This window comes from Chelativorans salis, assembly GCF_025336525.1.
GTDB lineage: Bacteria > Pseudomonadota > Alphaproteobacteria > Rhizobiales > Rhizobiaceae > Chelativorans > Chelativorans salis.
The window spans coordinates 294,924-312,706 of sequence record NZ_JAOCZP010000004.1; the positions used below are offsets into that span (position 1 = coordinate 294,924).

The window sequence follows — 17,783 nt, forward strand, 5'->3', positions numbered from 1 at the left end:
GTGAATTTGGTCGACGAGGGGCTGCCCGCCCTCTCGTCGGGCTGCGCCCGCGAGCCCGCCTTTTGTGACGGGCGCAGAGGCCGCGTCGAGTGGCGATAGGGGCCTATCAAATCAATCCGTGTAGATTGAGAGATCGCTGGCCTCGAATGCGGAGCCGCCGCCACGCGATGGTCGCGGCGAACGTTGGCTTCGGTTCCGCGAGCGATCAGGCTTGTTCGGCGCGGCTAGGTCTCTGCGGGAAGCGGATCCGTACCTTCACCTAGAATGGCAAGATAGCCGCGGTAGCCGAACACGCGCCCACGCCTGCGGCCGGTTACCTCTTCGACGATACCAAGTCGCTCTAGATCAGCGAGGGCGGCGTTGACGGTTGGCATTGAGAGTCCTGTCCGCTCGACGAGTTGTCCGGCAGTCATGAACGGATGCCGCTGAAGAAGCTCATGGACGCGCAGCGCCGAACCGGCGCGGTCGCTCTCCGCAGTAATCTTCTCGCGATCCCCTTTAAACAAGTCTGCAATGCGTGCCGCGGCATCGAAGGCCTGGTTCGCTGTTTCCGCGACACCATCGAGAAAGAATTCGAGCCAAGGCTCCCAGGCACCCCGTTCACGCACCTCCTGCAGGAGGCGGTAGTAATCCGCCCGGTGGGTCTTCAGATAAAGGCTGAGGTAAAGCAACGGTCTTCGCAGGACGCCGTGGACGCACAGATAGAGCGTCACCAGCAGGCGCCCGATGCGGCCATTGCCGTCGAGAAACGGGTGGATCGTCTCGAACTGCACATGGAGCAGTCCAGCCTTGATGAGCGCCGGCAAGCGCGACTGGTCTTCGTGCATAAAGTTTTCGAACGCGCCGAGGCAGGCATCGAGTTCAGTCACCGGCGGCGGCACAAAGAGTGCGTTCCCGGGTCGGGTGCCACCGATCCAGTTCTGGGAACGGCGGAACTCGCCGGGGCTTTTCGTCTCCCCACGGCCGTTTTCAAGCAGTCGGGCATGCATTTCGCGGATGAGTCGAAGCGAAAGCGGCAGCTCCGTCAGCCGTTCCAATCCGTACATCATCGCGTCGACATAATTCGAAACCTCGCGGATGTCGTCGATCGGCTGACCTGCTTGCGCTTCCGTCTCGAACCGCAAGAGGTCTGTCAGGGTCGACTGCGTGCCCTCGATCTGGGAGGAAAGCACAGCCTCCTTGCGTACGTACATATAAAGGAAGAGTTCCTGGCGCGGCAGGAGCATCGTGATGCCGTCGAGGCGGCCTAGCGCCCGCTCTGCGAGGCTGAGGTGCGGCAAGAGGGACAGAATGTCGATCGGCGGCCGCGGCGGGAGCGGAGGTGGCACGAAGGCGCGCACGACGTCACCTCCAATCGGGGTTTCGACGAAGCGGCCGAGCCGCGAATCGGTAGCAACGACATTAGCCATCTCGGCATTATGGCCGAGGGACCGTTATTTAAGCAAGCCGCTCTTGGATTAATTAGCGAATATGCTATGGTAAGCCCGCTTAATTAGCGAAACAGCAGCGAGGCGGGATCGTAGGCGTGAGCAGTATGAAGCTGAACGTGTCGCTCCGATCGCGAACTTCCCCGTCCAAGTCGGTGGCAAGTGCATACATTTCGACGCTGAGACAGCGGCCGCTAAGCCTTGTTTTTGCTGCACCGCACACATTCTCAAATTCATCCGCGTGCTTCCCCCCTGCTTCCCCGCATACGCGGAGGGGGCCGGGGAAGCAGAAAACGCCCCGTAGGGCGTCTATTAAAAATCTGTTTTTCTTGAAGAAAACTGGAGCGGGCGAAGGGATTCGAACCCTCGACCCCAACCTTGGCAAGGTTGTGCTCTACCCCTGAGCTACACCCGCTCGCACGGCGAAAGCCGTAAGCGGCGCTTATATGGCTGAACTGCCGGCCGATTGCAACAGGGAATTCGTGCCGTTTTTACATTCACTCGGCGGACTGGTGCTTCAGCAAACGTCAGTTGGTTCGCTGCCGCTGGCAGTCGTGCTTGCAAAAGGGTGGCGGTAGCGCATACACCGGCATGGGCGCCAGCTATTCGAAGCGAGAGATCATGCCGAGATCACCGGAAGAACTGTTGGATTTTCTCGCGGGGCTCGGCATCGAGGTGACGACCCATCGCCATCCTCCACTTTTCACAGTCGAGGAATCGCAGGGCTTGCGCGGTGAAATTCCCGGCGGGCACACAAAAAACCTGTTCTTGAAGGATAAGAAGGATAAGTATTTCCTGGTGACGCTCGAAGAGGATGCGCAGGTGGACCTCAAGTCGATTCACCACGTGATCGGTGCGTCCGGCCGCGTGTCCTTCGGCAAGCCGGACAGGCTTATGGCGCTGCTCGGGGTCACCCCCGGCGCCGTCACCGTCTTCGGCATGGTCAACGATAGCGAGCGGAAGGTCACCGTGGTGCTCGACGAGGCGCTCCTGGAACATGAGGTCGTCAATGCGCATCCGCTTCACAACGAGGCGACGACCTCGATCCGCAAGGCCGACCTCTTGCGTTTCCTCGAAGCGACCGGGCACCGGCCGCTCGTCTTGAAAGTTTCGCAATGATCGCCACATCACGTTTCTGTTCTTGTCGGCGAGACGGCGCTCCGGCGCCGCGTGGACGAGCAGGCGCGTGAAGCATACGAAGGGGCAGAGATGAGCAACCATGATAATCCCTACGGCGGCGCGGGCGGCCAGATGACGGCGAATGTCAGCTTCGGCGGGCCCGGCGGCGGCGAGCCGCAAAGCGGCGACGGTCTTATGGGGACTGCGCCCGCGGCGTCGGGGCTTATCAAGGACACCTCTACGGCTTCCTTCGCCGCCGACGTGATCCAGGAATCACGCCATCAGCCGGTGCTGGTGGATTTTTGGGCGCCCTGGTGCGGCCCCTGCAAGCAGCTCACGCCGGCGCTCGAGAAGGTGGTGCGTGAGGCGGGTGGGGGCGTCAAGCTCGTGAAACTGAACATCGATGAGCATCCAGCCATTCCCGGGCAGCTCGGCATCCAGTCGATTCCCGCCGTTATCGCCTTCAAGGACGGCCAGCCTGTCGACGGTTTCATGGGTGCCGTTCCTGAGAGCCAGATTCGCGACTTCGTGAAAAAGCTCTCGGCCGGCGGTGGCAACCGCGTCGAAGAGGCGATGGCCGCGGCGGCGGAGGCGCGTGAGGCCGGCGACCAGCAGATGGCGGTGCAGATCTATTCGGCGATCCTGCAGCAGGAGCCGGAGCATGTGGAGGCGCTAGCGGCCCTTGCCGACCTTCTGTTCGAGGCGGGGCAGGCCGATGAGGCCCGGGCCGTGCTCGAGCGGGTGCCGGACGCGAAGAAGGATGCCGCTTCCGTGGCTGCGGTGCGGGCCAAGATGGCGCTGGCCGAACAGGTGGCGGGGCTCGGCGATCCGGCTGCCCTGCAAAGGCGGCTCGATGCAGACCCTGCCGACCATCAGGCGCGCTTCGACCTGGCGCTCATCCGCAATGCGGAGGGAAAGCGCGAGGAAGCGGCCGAGCACCTGCTCGCCATCGTCAGGGCCGACCGGAGTTGGAATGACGACGCGGCGCGGACGAAGCTCCTGGAACTCTTCGATGCCTGGGGCATGAGCGATCCGGCGACCCTTTCGGCCCGGCGCAAGCTCTCCTCGCTGTTGTTTTCCTGAGTGCCATTTCGCCGCTCCATTTGGCCAATGGCGCAATGTCTATCAGCCTCTTGCTCGTCCCGCCGTCATGCTATGGTTAGGCGGAAGGTGCATTCTATGAACATGCGGAGACCTGACCGGCATGACTGACGGAGGACGGAGCGAACAGGCTTTGATCGAGCCGAAGCTCCTGGAGCTTCTGGTCTGCCCCCTCACCAAAGGACCGCTGAAATGGGACCCGGTGGGGAACGAACTGATTTCTGCAGCGGCCCAGCTTGCTTATCCAGTGCGCGACGGCGTGCCCGTCATGCTGCCGTCAGAAGCACGGCCGTTGGGTTCCGACCGTCCCTGAGGCAGCGTCCTTTTCAGCCTGGTTTTAATGGAAATTCCGCCCCTTGGGCATGACGGCGGCGGTTTGCGACCGTGCGGGCCGTGAAACTCCCTCCAATGGCGGCGACCCGCCTTGCGCAGCCGTAGTGTCCGGCTGTTTCGCCCCGATCCGTGTCTCGCCCTCTCTTTGTCGGTCGTCCTTGACCAGGATGTCGAGCCAGGTGCTCAGGTCCTCGATCCGTTCGGCAATCAGGTGAATGACACCCGAGGCCGCCTGCAGACGGCCTGTGATGCGCACGAAGCGGGCGCCCAGCACCTGCGGCCGGAAACGCTCGAAGGTCTTGTGCCAGACGACGGTGTTGGCGATGCCGGTTTCGTCCTCGAGGGTCATGAAGATGACGCCTTTAGAGGTGCCGGGGCGCTGGCGGATGAGCACCAGGCCGGCGACGGAAAGGCGGCGTCCGTTGCCTATCGCCGACAGACGCTCGTTGGCGGTCACGCCTTCCGCATCTAGGCGGGTGCGCAGGAAGGAGACGGGGTGTGCCTTGAGCGATAGGCCGAGCACGCGGTAGTCGTGCACCACGTGTTCGCCGAGCGGCATGGGCGGCAGGCGCACCTCCGGCTCGCGGTCGGCAAGGCTCAGGTTTGGCCGCCCGAAAAGCGGCAGGCGTTCGGCGGCCGCCTTCTCGTCCAACGCCCGTGCGGCCCAAAGGGCCGAACGCCTGTCGAGGCCGAGGGAGCGGAAGGCGTCCGCCTCCGCCAGGCGGGCGACGGTGCTTTTGCCTAAGCCGGCGCGCAGCCACAGGTCGCGCACGGAATCGTAGCCGATGTCGCGATTTTCCACGAGCCGCTTCACATCCTCCTCCGAAAGCCCCTTGATCTGGCGCAAGCCGAGACGCACGGCGTGCCGCGTCTGGATGACAGGACGCATCTCCGCGTGCCGTTCCGCCACCTGGGCGGGGTCGAAGGAAACCTCTTCCAGCGTGCAGTCCCAGTCGGACAGGTTGATGTCCGCGGCACGAATCTCGACACCATGCTCGCGCGCATCGCGCACGAGCTGCGCCGGTGCATAGAAACCCATGGGCTGGGAATTCAGGATCGAGGCGCAGAAGACGTCGGGATAGAAGGCCTTGAACCATGCCGACGCATAGACGAGGAGGGCGAAGGAGGCGGCGTGGCTTTCCGGGAAGCCGTATTCACCGAAGCCCTCGATCTGTCTGAAGCAACGCTCGGCGAATTCGCGGGGATAGCCGCGCGAGGCCATGCCCTCGATCATCTTCTGCTCGTAGTTTTGAATCGTGCCCGTGCGCCTGAAGGTGGCCATGGCGCGTCGCAGCTGGTCGGCTTCCCATGGTTCGAAGCCGCCGGCTTCGATGGCAATCTTCATCGCCTGTTCCTGAAAGAGAGGCACGCCCTTGGTCTTGCGCAGGATGCGCTCCAGAACTTCGCTGTGATATTCGACAGGCTCCTTGCCCTCACGCCGCCTGAGGTAGGGGTGCACCATGTCGCCCTGGATGGGCCCCGGCCGCACGATCGCTACCTCGATGACGAGATCGTAGAAACAATCGGGCTTCAAGCGCGGCAGCATCGACATCTGCGCACGCGATTCCACCTGAAAGACGCCGACCGTGTCGGCGCGGCTGATCATATCGTACACGGGCCGCTCGTCCTGAGGGACCGTGGCGAGCGTCAGTTCTTCGGTATGGTCGGGGAGATAGTGCTTCTTGTGGAGCTTGAAGGCGCGTTGCAGACAGGACAGCATGCCGAGCGCCAGCACGTCGACCTTGAGCAGGCCGACATTGTCCAGGTCGTCCTTGTCCCACTCGACCATTTTGCGCTCCTCCATCGCCGTCTTGACGATGGGCACGATCTCGTCGAGCCGGTCCTTGGTGATGACGAAGCCGCCCACATGCTGGGAGAGGTGGCGCGGAAAGCCCATGATCTGGTTGGCGAGGGTCACCAGTTGCCTGGTGCGGGGGTCGGTCCTGTTCAGGCCGGCGGCATTGGTCGCTTTGTCGCCCACTTCCTCGCTCGACCAACCCCAGATCGAGCCGGACAGCGCAGACATGACGTCTTCGGAAAGGCCGAGCGCCTTGGCCACCTCGCGGAGCCCCAAACGGCCCCGATAGGAGACGACGGAGGCGGCAAGCGCCGTATGCTTTTCGCTGTACTTCTCATAAATGTAGGCGATGACTTCGTCACGCCGTCCGTGCTCGAAATCGACGTCGATATCCGGCGGCTCGTTGCGCTCCTCGGAGATGAAGCGCTCGAGAAGGTGGTCCATGATGTCCGGCCCAACATCCGTTATGCGCAGGCAGTAGCAGATGAGGGAGTTGGCCGCCGAACCGCGCCCCTGGCAAAGAATCCCGTTTGAGCGCGCGAACTTCATGATGTCGTGGACGGTCAGGAAATAGCGCGCATAGTTCTTCCGCTCGACGAGAGCGAGTTCCTTGCGGATGAGGTTCTCGTGCTCCGCAGACAAACCTTGCGGGAAGCGTTCCTTCGCACCCTCCCAGGTGAGGCGCTCCAACTCGACCTGGGGCGGAAGCCCCGATTCCGTCGGCTCGTCGGGATAATTGTGCTCAAGCTCGCTCAGCGAGAAGGAGAGGCTTTCGGCAAAACGAACCGTTTCGGCCAAGGCTTTGGGATAGCGGCGGAAAAGCCGGACCATCTCTTCCGGCGGTTTCAGGTGGCGTTCGGCGTTGGCTTCAAGGGCAAAGCCCGCCTCGGCGACCGGCGTGTTTAGGCGGATCGCGGTGAGCACGTCCTGCAGGGGACGCTGTTCCGCCGCGTGGTAGAGCACGTCGTTGACCGCCATCATCGGCAGGCCGGCGGCATCGGCCAGATCAGCCGCCTGGGCCAGCCGCCAGCGGTCGTTTCCCCAGTAGGCGGGGGCAACGGCGAGGCGGAGGTTGTCCTTGAACCGGTCCTTCAGGGAGCGCAAGAAGGCGAGTGTCTCTTCGGGCGGGCCGTCAAGATCTGGCAGCACGGCAAGCGACATGCGATCACCCCATTCGAAAAGGTCGCGCGCGAAGATGAGAGGAGCACCCTTCTCGCTTTCCTCACGCATATTGGCCTGGGTCAGCAAACGACACAGGTGCCCCCAGCCCTGACGATCTTGAGGATAGGCGAGGATGTCGGGCGTGCCGTCGGCAAAAACGAGGCGGCAGCCGGGGTGATAGGGTAGCTGGACCACCTCCGCCGTCTCCGGCAGCTCGATATGCTTCGACTGGCTCCAGGCGCGGACTGTGCCCGCCACCGTGTTGCGGTCGGCAAGGCCCATGGCCACATGGCCGTAGAGCTTTGCCGCGATGACCAGTTGCTCCGGCTTTGAAGCGCCGCGCAGGAAGGAGAAATTCGACTGCACGGCGAATTCGGCATAGGGGGAGGCCGTGCTCATGGGAAAATCCCGTGCATGAACCAGCGCGGCATTTCTTCCGCGGCGCCATAGAGGCCCTGGCGGTAGAGCCAGAAGCGGCGGCCTTCGGCATCCTCGACGCGGAAATAGTCGCGCGTGGGGGCATTGTCCGCCTCGCGCCACCACTCCGGCGCCAGCCGCTCGGGGCCCTCGGAGCGGGCGACGTGGTACATGGCACGGCGCCAGCGGAAATGGAGCGGCGGGCCTTCCGGTACCTCGGCGGCGATGACCTCGACTGGCTCGGGGCGGGAGAAGAGGCGGATCGGTCGCCCCAGATTGGCAGGAGCGTCCGCGGGCGGTGCCTTCTTCCTCGCAAGGGTGGTCTTATCGGAGACGGCGAAAGGAACCATCCGGACGGCGCGTTCGGGAATGTGGCTTTCGATCGGCGCGGGCTGCATCAGCGCATTCCCGCCGAGGCGGGCGCGCACGCGGTCGGCGAAAAGGGCAAGGCCTTCTTCGCCCTCGGCGCTTTCGCCGGCGAGATCGACCTGCTCAACGGCGAAGGGAGAGGCTTTGAGAACGGAAAGCCGGACCAGCTCAAAGCCGTAGCCGGCGTCGACCTCGTCTCCGGTCGCGGCAAGCTTCTCGTGGAACAAATTTCGGATAAGGCCCGGCTCGCGCAGGGGTAGCGACGTACGGATCACGTGCCGGTGCACCGCGCCGTCGACCCGGAACAAGGAAAGCTGCAGCGCATCGGCCCCCTCGCCGCGGCGCTCGAGATCCTGGCGCAGGGTGACGGCGAGCATATGGGTGAGGCTCTCGATATCCTCGGCTGTCGCCACCGGCTCGGCCAGCTGCCGCTCGGCTGAAAGTGGCGGCACGGGCAGGCGCGGGGAGATCGGCTCCTCGCTTCGCCCCAGCGCCTGGTCGAGCCGCCTCATAAGGTCGGCTCCGAAGCGGCGTGCCAGCGGTATGCGGGGCGCATCGAGGATGGCGCCTGCCGTGTGCAGACCCACACTTTCCAGCCCGGCACGGCTGTCGGGGTCGATGCGTAAGGCGGAAAGGGGAAGCGGCGCAAGGGCATCCGCTTCCCCGCCGGGCGGGATCACCGAGGGGCTCAAGAAACGTGCCGCCGCCCAGGCCGCACCGGGGCAGGAGGCGAGGCCCGCGCGCGCATCGAAGCCTTGGGCAAGGAGGGGGGAAAGGATGTCCTCCATCATCTTCTCCTCGCCGCCGAAGAGGTGGGCGCAGCCAGTGATGTCCAGGAATAGGCCGTCATCGCCATCGAGGGCGACGAGGGGCGTATAGCGGTCGCACCAGTCAGCCAGCCCCGTAAGCAGGCGGCGGTTTGCTTCCGGATTAGCCTCGATGATCTCAAGGGAGGGGTGCATGGCGCGCGCGTCGGCCACGCCAAGACCGGGCCTCAGCCCTAGCGCCTCAGCTCGCTCGTCGAGAGCGGCGATGCGCTGGGCGTTCTTTTCGCGGTGGCTGATCGCTAGGGGCGGATACTTTGCCGGCAGGCCGCAGCGCCACGATCGCCCCGCCCGTTGCCGGAAGATGCGGTCGGTGGCCAGATGCGGGAACCAGAGCGCGAGAACGCGCTGGGCGGATTTCGTGGAAAGTGAAGGCATCGGAATTCCACTCCAGAACGAATTGTCCCGGCAGGGCAGTGCGGCTCTTGCCGATGACGACGGTGAAGGCGGGATGGCCGATCGCATCCTCCAAAGGGCCGGCCAGGGTCGAGCGCGGCGAGGCGGGGGCTGCGGAAACCTGGAGGCGCACGGGCGCCGCCGTCGGCTCCGCCAGGGCCGCCTCACGGAGGAGAAAAACGGGGCGGCCGATCTCCTGCGCCCGCCGGTGGAGACGGCGGGTCGCCGTGAGATCGAGGCGGGCGGGGTTGCCGCGAAGCTCTAGGATGACGGCGGAGAAATCCTTCAGACGGGCAGCCTCCTCGGCAACCCACAGCGCATCGGCAAGGTGTTCCACGGGGGAGAACAGGAGATTGTCGGGGGAGAGGCCGAACAGCTTTTCCAAACCTGGAGCATAGGGACATCCCGCCTCGCGGAAGAGGTCCATCGTGCCGATCCAGCAGACAGCGTTTCTCCCTTGGCTGCCGCTCTTGCGCAATAGGGCGACGAGAGCGAGGACGAAGCCGGCCGCAGCACCCGCGTCGCGGGTTTCCTTACCGTGGATTTCGGTGAGTGCGGCCCGCGGCAAGCCGCCGGCCAGGGCGGCGTCGAGGCCCGACACGCCGGTTTCCAGGAAGGCGGAGGCCGCGGCTTGGCGCGTGGCCGAGATGCCACGGCGCAGCACCAGGCCATCCCCTTCGTCCGGCGCGGCAAGCCGCTCGGGCAGGGTCCCCTCAATCCTGGCGATTTTCCGGCGCAGGGCGCAAATCGTCTCCTGCGCCATGGCAGTGCGTGCCATGCCGTCCGCTCCGGCCTTTTATTGTGTTCCTGTTATGTTCCTATCGATTCCAGAGCTTTGTCCCAGAGTCAAGAAGGATTTTATTCCTTCCTGGAATGCGTTCTTTTCCCAAAGAGGAAAGGAACCACCTGCACTCTCGAATCCGCCGCCGGAAAACGCTATATGCGCGGCAAAGGACACAAGATGGCACGCATCTACCAGACACGCGCCTGGCACGACCAGCTCTCTCCCTCCCTCGCCGAGTTCGAGCTTCTGGCGATGGAGACCTATGCCAACCTGCCGGAGGAGTTTCGTAAACTCACCGGCGACATCGTCATCCAGATCGCCGAGTTTCCCACCGAGGAGATCATGGACGACCTGGCATTGGAAACGCCGTTCGATCTGCTCGGCCTGTTCGAGGGGCGCGGCATCGCCGAGCGTTGGAATCCGGCCACCGGGGACGGCCCAAACCGCGTCACGCTCTACCGCAGGGCCATCCTCGACTACTGGGCCGAAAACGAGGAGACGCTGGGCGATATCGTGGCGCATGTGCTGATCCACGAAATCGGCCATCATTTCGGCCTGTCGGACGACGACATGGCGCGTATCGAGGAGAGCGCGGGTGAGTGGCCGAGCGCCGGTGCGTGACTTGCAGGCCTTCGAGGAGCACCTGCGCTCCGCCTGGAGCGCAGAAAGCTCCGGTAAATGGAGCGCGGAAAATCCTGCCAGCGGCCAGTGCAGCGTTACCGCGCTGGTGGTTCAAGATCTTTTCGGTGGCGAAATCCTGAAGACCGAAACGCCTGCCGGCTCGCATTTCTACAACCGCATCGGAGGCCGGCGGTGGGATTTCACCCTTAGCCAGTTCGGCAGGCCCATCCTGTTTGACGACACACCATCGAGCCGGCAGGAGGCTCTCGCTGATACGACCCCGGCGCAGTACGAAGCGCTGAAAGCACGGCTTGGAACGTCCATCCCATAGCCCAGTTCAATAATCGCCCAGCTTGACGTCCGGCGAATACTCCTCCCCTTGCACCTCCTTGTAGACGGCCTGGCCGCAGCGCATGGTCTGCGCTTCCGCGTCATAGGCGTAGGCAGGGCCGCCGTGGAGCAGCCAGCCCTTGTTCAGGGCCGCGGTGACCTTGTGGCAGAAGCTGGAATCGTCGGGCCCGGTCAGGAAGCGGTAGAGCCTCATTCGCCTTTCTCCTTGATCTGTTTCGCCTTGGCGAGCAGCCCTTCGGCCATCTCCAGATGCAGTCGCTCTACCATGCGGCCGTTCAGCGAGACGACGCCGCGGAAGCGGTTTTCCGGTTTGGCGAATTCGGCGACGATCGCTTTGGCCTCCTCCACCTCCTCCTTCGTCGGCGCAAAGGCGGCGTTGGCGGAGGCGATCTGCGCCGGGTGGATGAGCGTCTTGCCGTCGAAGCCCATGCCGCGCGCTTCAGCGCATTCGCGGGCGAAGGCTTCAAGTTCGCGGAAGTCGTTCGACACGCCGTCGAGCACGGTGAGGTTGCCGGCGCGGGCGGCGAGCACAAGCTGCATCAGCCACGGCAGGAGGTTGGTGCGGCCGGGGCCGGGGGCGATGCCGGTCTCCTTCACCAGATCGTTGGTGCCGGCGACGAGACAGGCGAGCCGCGCTGCCGGGTCGCGACCCAGTTCGGCGATGGGGCCGGCATTGAGGAGGGAGCGCGGGGTCTCCATCATCGCCCAAAGACTGAGCGAGCGCGGCGCATCGGTCTCGTCCAGCGCTGCGCCGGCGTCGAGGATGTCGCGCGGGCCGTCCACCTTGGGCAAGAGGATGGCATCGGGTTTCACCGCGCGGGCGGCGAGGAGGTCTTCCGTGCCCCATTCGCCGGAAAGGGTATTGATGCGGATGACGACCTCGCATTGCGGACGGCCGGGGCCGCTGAGGAATGCCCGCAGCCGCTCGCGCGCCTCCGCCTTCTCTTCGGATGCGACGGCGTCCTCGAGATCGAAGATGACGGCATCGCAAGCAAGCGCAGCACTTTTCTTCAGCGCCTTTTCGTTGCTGGCCGGGACGAAGAGGACGGAACGGCGGAGGCGGGTAAGGGGCTCGTGCATGGCGCATTTCATGGCCGAGGGCGGGGGCGGACGCAAGAGCCTTTGCGTGAGCACCAAGCTTGATGTACATGGTGGCTCGACCCACTCTGCAAGATCAGACAGGCACCAGGCCCATGGAAAAGTTCACCACGCTCACCGGCGTCGCTGCGCCGCTCCCCATCGTCAATGTCGACACCGACATGATCATTCCCAAGGATTATCTGAAGACGATCAAGCGCACGGGGCTCGGTAGCGGGCTTTTCGCCGAGATGCGGTACAACGAGGACGGCTCCGAGAATCCGGACTTTGTCCTGAACAAGCCGGCCTACCGGAACGCGAAGGTCCTGGTCACAGGCGATAATTTCGGCTGCGGGTCGAGCCGCGAGCACGCGCCGTGGGCGCTCGCCGACTTCGGCATCCGTTGCGTCATCTCCACCAGCTTCGCCGATATTTTTTACAACAACTGCTTCAAGAACGGCATCCTGCCCATCGTCGTCAGCCCGGATGAGCTGGAGAAGCTGATGGACGACGCCGAACGCGGCGCCAACGCGACGCTGACGGTCGACCTCGAAGCCCAGGAAATCCGCGGGCCGGACGGCGGCGTGATCACCTTCGAGATCGATGCCTTCAAGCGCCACTGCCTCTTGAACGGGCTCGACGATATCGGGCTGACGCTGGAAAAGGCACCGGCCATCGAGTCGTTCGAGCAAAAATACACCAAAAGCCGTCCCTGGGCGTGAGCGGACAAGCCCTGTGCGCCGCCTGATCTCCACCGGCTCTCCCTTCGAGAAGACCGCCGGCTACAGCCGCGCGGTGGTTGACGGCGACTGGTGCTTCGTCTCCGGCACCACCGGCTATGATTACGCCACCATGACCATGCCTCCGGGCGTGGAGGAGCAGACGAGGAACTGCCTCGCCACCATTCGCGCCGCGCTTATGGAGGCCGGGTTCGAAATGGCCGATGTGGTGCGGGCGCACTACTACGTGACCGACCGCGCCTATGTGGACCGGGTCTTCCCTATCCTGGGCGAGGCCTTCGGCGACATCCGGCCGGCAGCGACCATGGTGGTTTGCAAGCTCGCCAAGCCGGAAATGAAGGTCGAGATCGAGGTGACGGCGCTGAAGCGCGACCGCGCCGGCGGCTAACGCCGCATCTTGCGCAAGCTCGCCCCGCCGTTTAGCAAGGGCGCGATCTTACATCGGCAAGAGGCATCCCATGGCATCGCGCAAGCTCCTCCTCCTTCCTGGCGACGGTATCGGTCCCGAGGCAATGGCCGAGGTCACGAAGCTCATTACTGTCATGAACGCCGAATTCGGCGCCGGCTTCGAGACGGAGGCGGGGCTGGTCGGCGGCGCGGCTTACGATGCGCATGGCGAGGCTATCTCCGACGCCGATATGGAGCGGGCGCTCAGCGCCGACGCGGTTCTTTTCGGCGCTGTCGGCGGGCCGAAATGGGACGATGTGCCTTACGAGGTACGGCCGGAGGCGGGGCTCCTGCGCCTGCGCAAGGAGATGGAGCTTTTCGCCAATCTGCGCCCCGCCATCTGCTATCCCGCACTTGCCGAATCCTCCTCGCTGAGGAAGGACGTGGTCGAGGGGCTCGATATCCTCATCGTGCGGGAACTCACAGGCGGCGTCTATTTCGGCGAGCCGAAGGAGATCATCGACCTTGGCAACGGCCAGAAGCGGGGCATCGACACGCAGGTCTACGATACCTTCGAGATCGAGCGCATCTCGGGTGTGGCCTTCGAGCTGGCGCGCACGCGCCAGAGCAAGGTGTGCTCGATGGAGAAGCACAACGTGATGAAGTCCGGCGTGCTGTGGAAAGAGGTTGTGGCGGAAACCCACAAGGCGAAATATTCCGACGTGGAGCTCACCCACATGCTGGCGGATGCCGGCGGCATGCAGCTCGTGCGCTGGCCTAAGCAGTTCGACGTCATCGTGACCGACAATCTGTTCGGCGACATGTTGTCGGACGTGGCGGCGATGCTGACCGGCTCTCTCGGCATGCTGCCGTCGGCCTCCCTCGGCGCGCCGGATCCGAAGACCGGCAGCCGCAAGGCGCTCTACGAGCCGGTGCACGGCTCCGCGCCCGACATCGCCGGCAAGGGCATCGCCAACCCCATCGCCATGATCGCCTCTTTCGCCATGTGCCTGCGCTACTCCTTCAACATGGTCGCGGAAGCCGACCGGCTGGAGAAGGCGATCTCCGACGTGCTGGACGAGGGCTACCGCACCGGCGATATCATGTCGGAGGGCATGCGCGAGGTGAGCACCTCGGCGATGGGCGACGCTGTGGTGGAGAAGTTCCGGGCGCTTTCAGCCTAGGGTTGCCGCACACCCTCTCCAGCTGGCGCATAGCCTTCTCAGGTGAGCGCCAGCAAGAGAGACAGCAAGACGATGCCGATAAGGCCGCCGAAGAAAATCAGGCGCCGCAGCGGTGTCTTGAGGACGATGTAGCCTTGGCTGGCATTGCGTGCGGAAAAGGTTCTTTTCTGCTTTTCGGCCATGCGCACACTCCTAATCGAGCAATGTGCGTGGCGGGCGAAATGTTCCCCTCCCGGCATTCAGAGGAAGGCGATCCAGCGGCCAGCGAGGAGTGCGCTGATCCAGATGACCAGCGACAGCGCTGCACCGGCCTTGAGGCGAGGGCTTATGACGCCGGCGGTCGTGGCCTTTTGCCAGCCGGAGCTGAGGCGAATGAAAATCGCATTCGCCGCGCCGAGCACGATGAGCAAGACCTTGGTCAGGAATGCTGCGTTATAGGCATATTCCAGCGGCTGGACCGAGAACAGCAGGAAACCGGTGACGACAGCGAGCAGCAGGCCGATGGCGGAAATCGTCGCCATCAGCCGCAGGAACGGTGCCGCGGCGATATTCGGGAACAGCCCCAGCATCCTCAGGTCCGCCGGCAGGATCGCGCCGATCAGCAGCGTCAGCGAAAAGATGTGCGTGGCGTTGAGGAGCGGATAGACGTAGAGCGAGCGCCGCAGAAGCGCGGCCACCTGCCAGTCATGCAGTGCCTGCAGCCACTCCGCCAGCATCTGCGTTTGCCCTCAGGCGTCCGGCACGCGGTTGGGATAGACGTCGTAGGTCTCGCCGTCGATGACCACGCGCGCCGCTTTCATGCTCATCTCGCCGCGATCGCTGGAGCGGAAGCCGACGCAGGTCACGGTATCACCGATCTCCGCGGCGCCCTCGTCGAAACCGGCCCGAAGCGTGGGCGCGAGGGGCGCAAGGTCGACATGCCAGAGGCCGTCTTCGGCGCGCACGCTGAGCGTGACATGGGGGTTGCCGATATAGATATCCTCAATGGAGCCGGTGAGCTCGAAAGGTTCGTTCTCGGTCCAGGCCCAGCCGTGGTGAGCGAGTGCCGGAACGGCGCCGGCGGCGAGGCCGACACCCAGAGCGAGGATGCGCGGTAGGAAGCGTCTCGGCGTGTGATGTCTCATGGGCATCTCCCTGATCTGTTCCCGCCGAAGGGAACTTACGACGAGGGAGCGCACGGCCAAAATCACGTTCAAGCGAGCGGCCGGACGGCCGCACGATTGACTTCGCGTCGATTCAGCGTAAAACCCGGCGCGGAAACGGAGATTGCACGGCTCATGCGCGCCCACCTTTCAGCGCACTTCATCGCCAGCCTGCTCGACGCCGCCGGGAACAGCGGCGCCGGTTTCCGCTTTACCGAGACGACGGCCAAAACGACCGCCAAAACGGTCTGACCTTCCTTGGCCCGCTCGCACTCTCCCCGAGCAAGGCCGGGGAGGCGAGAAGCCCGCGCGGCCGGCGGGCTCCATCCAAGCCAAGCGGAGAGGGACAGGAGTTAATAACCCATGGGTTTCAAGATAGCCGTTGCCGGCGCCACCGGAAATGTCGGCCGCGAAATGCTCAACATTCTGGAAGAACGCGGCTTTCCCGCCGACGAGATTGTGCCGCTTGCCTCGCGCCGTTCCCTCGGCACGGAAGTCTCCTACGGCGACAAGACGCTGAAGGTGAAGGCGCTCGACAATCACGACTTTTCCGACACCGACATCTGCCTGATGTCGGCGGGCGGCTCGGTATCCAAGGAATTCTCGCCGAAGATCGGCCGGCAGGGCTGCGTCGTCATCGATAACTCGTCGGCCTGGCGCTACGATCAGGACGTGCCGCTGATCGTGCCTGAGGTGAACCCGGACGCGGTGGAAGGCTTCCGCAAGAAGAACATCATCGCCAACCCCAACTGCTCAACTGCGCAGCTCGTTGTGGCGCTGAAGCCGCTGCATGACGCGGCCAGGATCAAGCGTGTGGTGGTCTCGACCTACCAGTCGGTCTCCGGCGCCGGCAAGGAGGGCATGGACGAGCTCTTCGAGCAGACGCGGGCCGTCTTCGTGGCCGATCCCATCTCGACGACTAAATTCACCAAGCGCATCGCCTTCAACTGCATCCCGCATATCGACGTCTTCATGGAAGACGGCTTCACCAAGGAAGAGTGGAAGATGGTGGCCGAGACCAAGAAGATGCTCGACCCGAAGATCAAGCTGACGGCCACTTGCGTGCGCGTGCCGGTCTTCATCGGCCATTCCGAGGCGGTGAACCTGGAATTCGAGAAGCCGATCACGGCGGACGAAGCGCGCGAGATCCTGCGCGAGGCGCCAGGCTGCTTGGTGGTCGACAAGCATGAGGACGGCGGCTACGTCACGCCCTACGAGTCGGCCGGCGAGGACGCCACCTATATCAGCCGCATTCGCGAGGATCCCACCGTTGAAAACGGCCTCGCGCTGTGGGTGGTGTCCGACAATCTGCGCAAGGGTGCGGCGCTGAACACGGTGCAGATCGCCGAGCTGCTCGTCGCGCGCGGGCTGATCACGCCCAAGAAGCAGGCTGCCTGAGGCGATGACGCGCGAGATCGTCCTGCGTCCGGGAAGGCGAGCGGACGCGGACGAGATCGCACGGGTCATGCGGGCGGCGCTGAGCTCCTTCAACTGGATGCCGATGGTGCATACACCGGAGGAGGACAGAGCCTTCATCGGCAACCACGTGCTGCGGCATCAAAAGGTTACCATTGCCGAGGCAGAGGGCGAGATCGTCGGCTTCATCGCCGTCGAGGGCGAGTGGGTCGAGCAGCTTTATCTGAAACCAGGATGGACCGGCCGCAGCGTAGGGAGCCGACTGTTAGACCATGCAACCGCCGTCATGCCGGTCGTCAAGCTTCATTGCTTCCAGGCCAACAGCGGCGCTCGCCGTTTTTATGAAAGGCATGGGTTCGTTGCGGAGGTCTTCGGCGACGGCAGCGGCAACGAGGAGAAACTGCCGGACATCCGCTATGTACGGTACCGGGCCGAACGTTGAGAGCCGTCAGGCCGCACGCTCGAGCGAGAAGACGGCGCTGTTCTTCATCGGCGCGTTCTTGATGTCGCCGACATCGGGCACCGGATATTCGGCGAGCATGCGGAGCCGTGGGCGGGGCAGATAGACGCGGCCGGGATCACCGATAAGCACCTCGATGCTGGCGGCGAGACAGCGATCGAGGAAGGCCGTCACCCGCTCGGCGAGGGCGCGTTCATAAAAGAGGTCGCCGGCTACGACCAAATCCACCGCAAGCGGCGGTCCCGCGGTGAGATCCTGCGCGACCACTGCGACGGTAACGCCGTTTGCAAGGGTATTGAGCGTGAGCGCAGCGACGGCGTGGCGGTCGATTTCGGCCGCGGTTACCGCGCCCGCGCCGGCTTTCGCCGCGGCGATTGCGACGATGCCGGAGCCGGCGCCCAGGTCAAGCACACGGCGGCCGGCCACCGTCTCCGGCCGGTCGAGGAGATAGCGGGCAAGCACGGCACCGCCCGGCCACGGATATGCCCAATAAGGCGGTCCGAACCCTCCCTCGTCTTCCTCGGCAAGGCGGCGCAGGCCGCTCCCCGGATGGGCGGTGTAAAGCTGGATCTCGGGAAGCGACGGGACCGGCGCAAGGCGCATGTTCGCGCGGATGAAATCCAGCGGATCGAGTGCTCTGTTCAGCACAGCCTCCTTCACATCAGCGCCTCAGGCG

General features: G+C 64.2%; 20 protein-coding genes and 1 tRNA gene. 10 read left to right on the top strand and 11 right to left on the bottom strand.

From position 1 onward, the window contains the following. Positions 1-224: 224 nt before the first annotated feature. The gene (locus N5A92_RS15135) at positions 225-1,409 is read right to left on the bottom strand and encodes a Fic family protein (protein ID WP_260904227.1); all 1,185 of its coding nucleotides are present in this window, start codon (positions 1,407-1,409) and stop codon (positions 225-227) included. Between the two features lie 358 nt (positions 1,410-1,767). Next, positions 1,768-1,842, bottom strand: a tRNA-Gly gene (locus N5A92_RS15140). Between the two features lie 206 nt (positions 1,843-2,048). Here N5A92_RS15140 and N5A92_RS15145 point away from each other — a divergent pair. The 3 genes from N5A92_RS15145 (at position 2,049) to N5A92_RS15155 (ending at position 3,960) form a co-directional block, all read left to right on the top strand. Next, positions 2,049-2,546 (top strand): prolyl-tRNA synthetase associated domain-containing protein, encoded by a 498-nt coding sequence (locus N5A92_RS15145; RefSeq protein ID WP_260904228.1) that lies wholly within the window; start codon positions 2,049-2,051, stop codon positions 2,544-2,546. A gap of 90 nt (positions 2,547-2,636) precedes the next feature. Beyond that, positions 2,637-3,629 carry a thioredoxin gene (trxA, locus tag N5A92_RS15150; protein ID WP_260904231.1) on the top strand — a complete coding sequence of 331 codons (993 nt, stop codon included), beginning with the start codon at positions 2,637-2,639 and terminating at the stop codon, positions 3,627-3,629. A gap of 121 nt (positions 3,630-3,750) precedes the next feature. After that, positions 3,751-3,960 carry a Trm112 family protein gene (locus tag N5A92_RS15155; RefSeq protein ID WP_260904236.1) on the top strand — a complete coding sequence of 70 codons (210 nt, stop codon included), beginning with the start codon at positions 3,751-3,753 and terminating at the stop codon, positions 3,958-3,960. Between the two features lie 24 nt (positions 3,961-3,984). Here N5A92_RS15155 and N5A92_RS15160 read toward each other — a convergent pair whose 3' ends face one another. The 3 genes from N5A92_RS15160 to N5A92_RS15170 are packed head-to-tail and all read right to left on the bottom strand — an operon-like array spanning position 3,985 to position 9,723. Continuing rightward, on the bottom strand, positions 3,985-7,338 hold the full coding sequence (locus N5A92_RS15160; RefSeq protein WP_260904239.1) for an error-prone DNA polymerase: 3,354 nt from the start codon (positions 7,336-7,338) through the stop codon (positions 3,985-3,987). Further along, positions 7,335-8,816 (bottom strand): DUF6504 family protein, encoded by a 1,482-nt coding sequence (locus N5A92_RS15165; RefSeq protein WP_260904695.1) that lies wholly within the window; start codon positions 8,814-8,816, stop codon positions 7,335-7,337. Before N5A92_RS15165 ends, N5A92_RS15160 begins: the two co-directional genes overlap by 4 nt. Then, positions 8,734-9,723, bottom strand: coding sequence for an ImuA family protein (locus tag N5A92_RS15170; protein WP_260904241.1), 990 nt, complete (start codon positions 9,721-9,723; stop codon positions 8,734-8,736). The genes N5A92_RS15165 and N5A92_RS15170 overlap by 83 nt, the downstream gene beginning before the upstream one ends. A 183-nt stretch (positions 9,724-9,906) precedes the next feature. Here N5A92_RS15170 and N5A92_RS15175 point away from each other — a divergent pair, with 183 nt between their 5' ends. Both N5A92_RS15175 and N5A92_RS15180 read left to right on the top strand, forming a co-directional pair. Further along, positions 9,907-10,350 carry a metallopeptidase family protein gene (locus N5A92_RS15175; RefSeq protein ID WP_260904244.1) on the top strand — a complete coding sequence of 148 codons (444 nt, stop codon included), beginning with the start codon at positions 9,907-9,909 and terminating at the stop codon, positions 10,348-10,350. Further along, on the top strand, positions 10,343-10,681 hold the full coding sequence (locus N5A92_RS15180; RefSeq protein WP_425248594.1) for a YunG family protein: 339 nt from the start codon (positions 10,343-10,345) through the stop codon (positions 10,679-10,681). The genes N5A92_RS15175 and N5A92_RS15180 overlap by 8 nt, the downstream gene beginning before the upstream one ends. 6 nt (positions 10,682-10,687) lie before the next feature. Here N5A92_RS15180 and N5A92_RS15185 read toward each other — a convergent pair whose 3' ends face one another. Both N5A92_RS15185 and N5A92_RS15190 read right to left on the bottom strand, forming a co-directional pair. Further along, positions 10,688-10,894: a DUF1737 domain-containing protein gene (locus tag N5A92_RS15185; RefSeq protein ID WP_260904250.1), complete on the bottom strand. Its 207-nt coding sequence runs from the start codon at positions 10,892-10,894 to the stop codon at positions 10,688-10,690. Next, positions 10,891-11,781: an HpcH/HpaI aldolase/citrate lyase family protein gene (locus tag N5A92_RS15190; protein ID WP_260904251.1), complete on the bottom strand. Its 891-nt coding sequence runs from the start codon at positions 11,779-11,781 to the stop codon at positions 10,891-10,893. The genes N5A92_RS15185 and N5A92_RS15190 overlap by 4 nt, the downstream gene beginning before the upstream one ends. 113 nt (positions 11,782-11,894) lie before the next feature. Between N5A92_RS15190 and leuD the strand changes: the two genes are divergently transcribed. The 3 genes from leuD (at position 11,895) to leuB (ending at position 14,089) form a co-directional block, all read left to right on the top strand. Then, positions 11,895-12,500 (top strand): 3-isopropylmalate dehydratase small subunit, encoded by a 606-nt coding sequence (gene leuD, locus N5A92_RS15195; RefSeq protein WP_260904253.1) that lies wholly within the window; start codon positions 11,895-11,897, stop codon positions 12,498-12,500. 13 nt (positions 12,501-12,513) lie between these two features. Next, positions 12,514-12,906 carry a RidA family protein gene (locus tag N5A92_RS15200; protein WP_260904254.1) on the top strand — a complete coding sequence of 131 codons (393 nt, stop codon included), beginning with the start codon at positions 12,514-12,516 and terminating at the stop codon, positions 12,904-12,906. A gap of 70 nt (positions 12,907-12,976) precedes the next feature. Beyond that, positions 12,977-14,089 (top strand): 3-isopropylmalate dehydrogenase, encoded by a 1,113-nt coding sequence (leuB, locus tag N5A92_RS15205; RefSeq protein WP_260904255.1) that lies wholly within the window; start codon positions 12,977-12,979, stop codon positions 14,087-14,089. 38 nt (positions 14,090-14,127) lie between these two features. On the opposite strand, the gene N5A92_RS15210 is transcribed toward leuB, so the two are convergent. Genes N5A92_RS15210 through N5A92_RS15220 form a run of 3 tightly spaced genes read right to left on the bottom strand, consistent with a single transcriptional unit; the run spans position 14,128 to position 15,213 of the window. Beyond that, the gene (locus N5A92_RS15210; RefSeq protein WP_260904256.1) at positions 14,128-14,271 is read right to left on the bottom strand and encodes a peptide ABC transporter permease; all 144 of its coding nucleotides are present in this window, start codon (positions 14,269-14,271) and stop codon (positions 14,128-14,130) included. Positions 14,272-14,328: 57 nt separating this feature from the next. Beyond that, on the bottom strand, positions 14,329-14,805 hold the full coding sequence (locus N5A92_RS15215) for a DUF6644 family protein (protein ID WP_260904257.1): 477 nt from the start codon (positions 14,803-14,805) through the stop codon (positions 14,329-14,331). A 12-nt stretch (positions 14,806-14,817) separates the two neighbouring features. Then, the gene (locus tag N5A92_RS15220) at positions 14,818-15,213 is read right to left on the bottom strand and encodes a DUF6152 family protein (RefSeq protein WP_260904258.1); all 396 of its coding nucleotides are present in this window, start codon (positions 15,211-15,213) and stop codon (positions 14,818-14,820) included. A gap of 381 nt (positions 15,214-15,594) precedes the next feature. Here N5A92_RS15220 and N5A92_RS15225 point away from each other — a divergent pair, with 381 nt between their 5' ends. Together N5A92_RS15225 and N5A92_RS15230 are read left to right on the top strand one after the other, a co-directional pair. Continuing rightward, positions 15,595-16,629, top strand: a complete 1,035-nt coding sequence (locus tag N5A92_RS15225) for an aspartate-semialdehyde dehydrogenase (protein ID WP_260904260.1) — start codon at positions 15,595-15,597, stop codon at positions 16,627-16,629. Between the two features lie 4 nt (positions 16,630-16,633). Beyond that, positions 16,634-17,089, top strand: coding sequence for a GNAT family N-acetyltransferase (locus N5A92_RS15230; RefSeq protein WP_260904264.1), 456 nt, complete (start codon positions 16,634-16,636; stop codon positions 17,087-17,089). A gap of 6 nt (positions 17,090-17,095) precedes the next feature. On the opposite strand, the gene N5A92_RS15235 is transcribed toward N5A92_RS15230, so the two are convergent. Next, a complete protein-coding gene (locus N5A92_RS15235) occupies positions 17,096-17,710 on the bottom strand; it encodes a class I SAM-dependent methyltransferase (RefSeq protein WP_260904697.1) in 615 nt (204 codons plus the stop codon). Positions 17,711-17,783 lie beyond the last annotated feature (73 nt).

Coding starts and splice junctions, on each gene's coding strand:
- leuB (WP_260904255.1), top strand. CDS start 12,977: ATGGCATCGCGCAAGCTCCTCCTCCTTCCTGGCGACGGTATCGGTCCC.
- N5A92_RS15175 (WP_260904244.1), top strand. CDS start 9,907: ATGGCACGCATCTACCAGACACGCGCCTGGCACGACCAGCTCTCTCCC.
- trxA (WP_260904231.1), top strand. CDS start 2,637: ATGAGCAACCATGATAATCCCTACGGCGGCGCGGGCGGCCAGATGACG.
- N5A92_RS15145 (WP_260904228.1), top strand. CDS start 2,049: ATGCCGAGATCACCGGAAGAACTGTTGGATTTTCTCGCGGGGCTCGGC.
- N5A92_RS15155 (WP_260904236.1), top strand. CDS start 3,751: ATGACTGACGGAGGACGGAGCGAACAGGCTTTGATCGAGCCGAAGCTC.
- leuD (WP_260904253.1), top strand. CDS start 11,895: ATGGAAAAGTTCACCACGCTCACCGGCGTCGCTGCGCCGCTCCCCATC.
- N5A92_RS15160 (WP_260904239.1), bottom strand. CDS start 7,338: ATGAGCACGGCCTCCCCCTATGCCGAATTCGCCGTGCAGTCGAATTTC.
- N5A92_RS15135 (WP_260904227.1), bottom strand. CDS start 1,409: ATGGCTAATGTCGTTGCTACCGATTCGCGGCTCGGCCGCTTCGTCGAA.
- N5A92_RS15220 (WP_260904258.1), bottom strand. CDS start 15,213: ATGAGACATCACACGCCGAGACGCTTCCTACCGCGCATCCTCGCTCTG.
- N5A92_RS15185 (WP_260904250.1), bottom strand. CDS start 10,894: ATGAGGCTCTACCGCTTCCTGACCGGGCCCGACGATTCCAGCTTCTGC.
- N5A92_RS15230 (WP_260904264.1), top strand. CDS start 16,634: ATGACGCGCGAGATCGTCCTGCGTCCGGGAAGGCGAGCGGACGCGGAC.
- N5A92_RS15225 (WP_260904260.1), top strand. CDS start 15,595: ATGGGTTTCAAGATAGCCGTTGCCGGCGCCACCGGAAATGTCGGCCGC.
- N5A92_RS15235 (WP_260904697.1), bottom strand. CDS start 17,710: ATGCGCCTTGCGCCGGTCCCGTCGCTTCCCGAGATCCAGCTTTACACC.
- N5A92_RS15215 (WP_260904257.1), bottom strand. CDS start 14,805: ATGCTGGCGGAGTGGCTGCAGGCACTGCATGACTGGCAGGTGGCCGCG.
- N5A92_RS15210 (WP_260904256.1), bottom strand. CDS start 14,271: ATGGCCGAAAAGCAGAAAAGAACCTTTTCCGCACGCAATGCCAGCCAA.
- N5A92_RS15190 (WP_260904251.1), bottom strand. CDS start 11,781: ATGCACGAGCCCCTTACCCGCCTCCGCCGTTCCGTCCTCTTCGTCCCG.
- N5A92_RS15170 (WP_260904241.1), bottom strand. CDS start 9,723: ATGGCACGCACTGCCATGGCGCAGGAGACGATTTGCGCCCTGCGCCGG.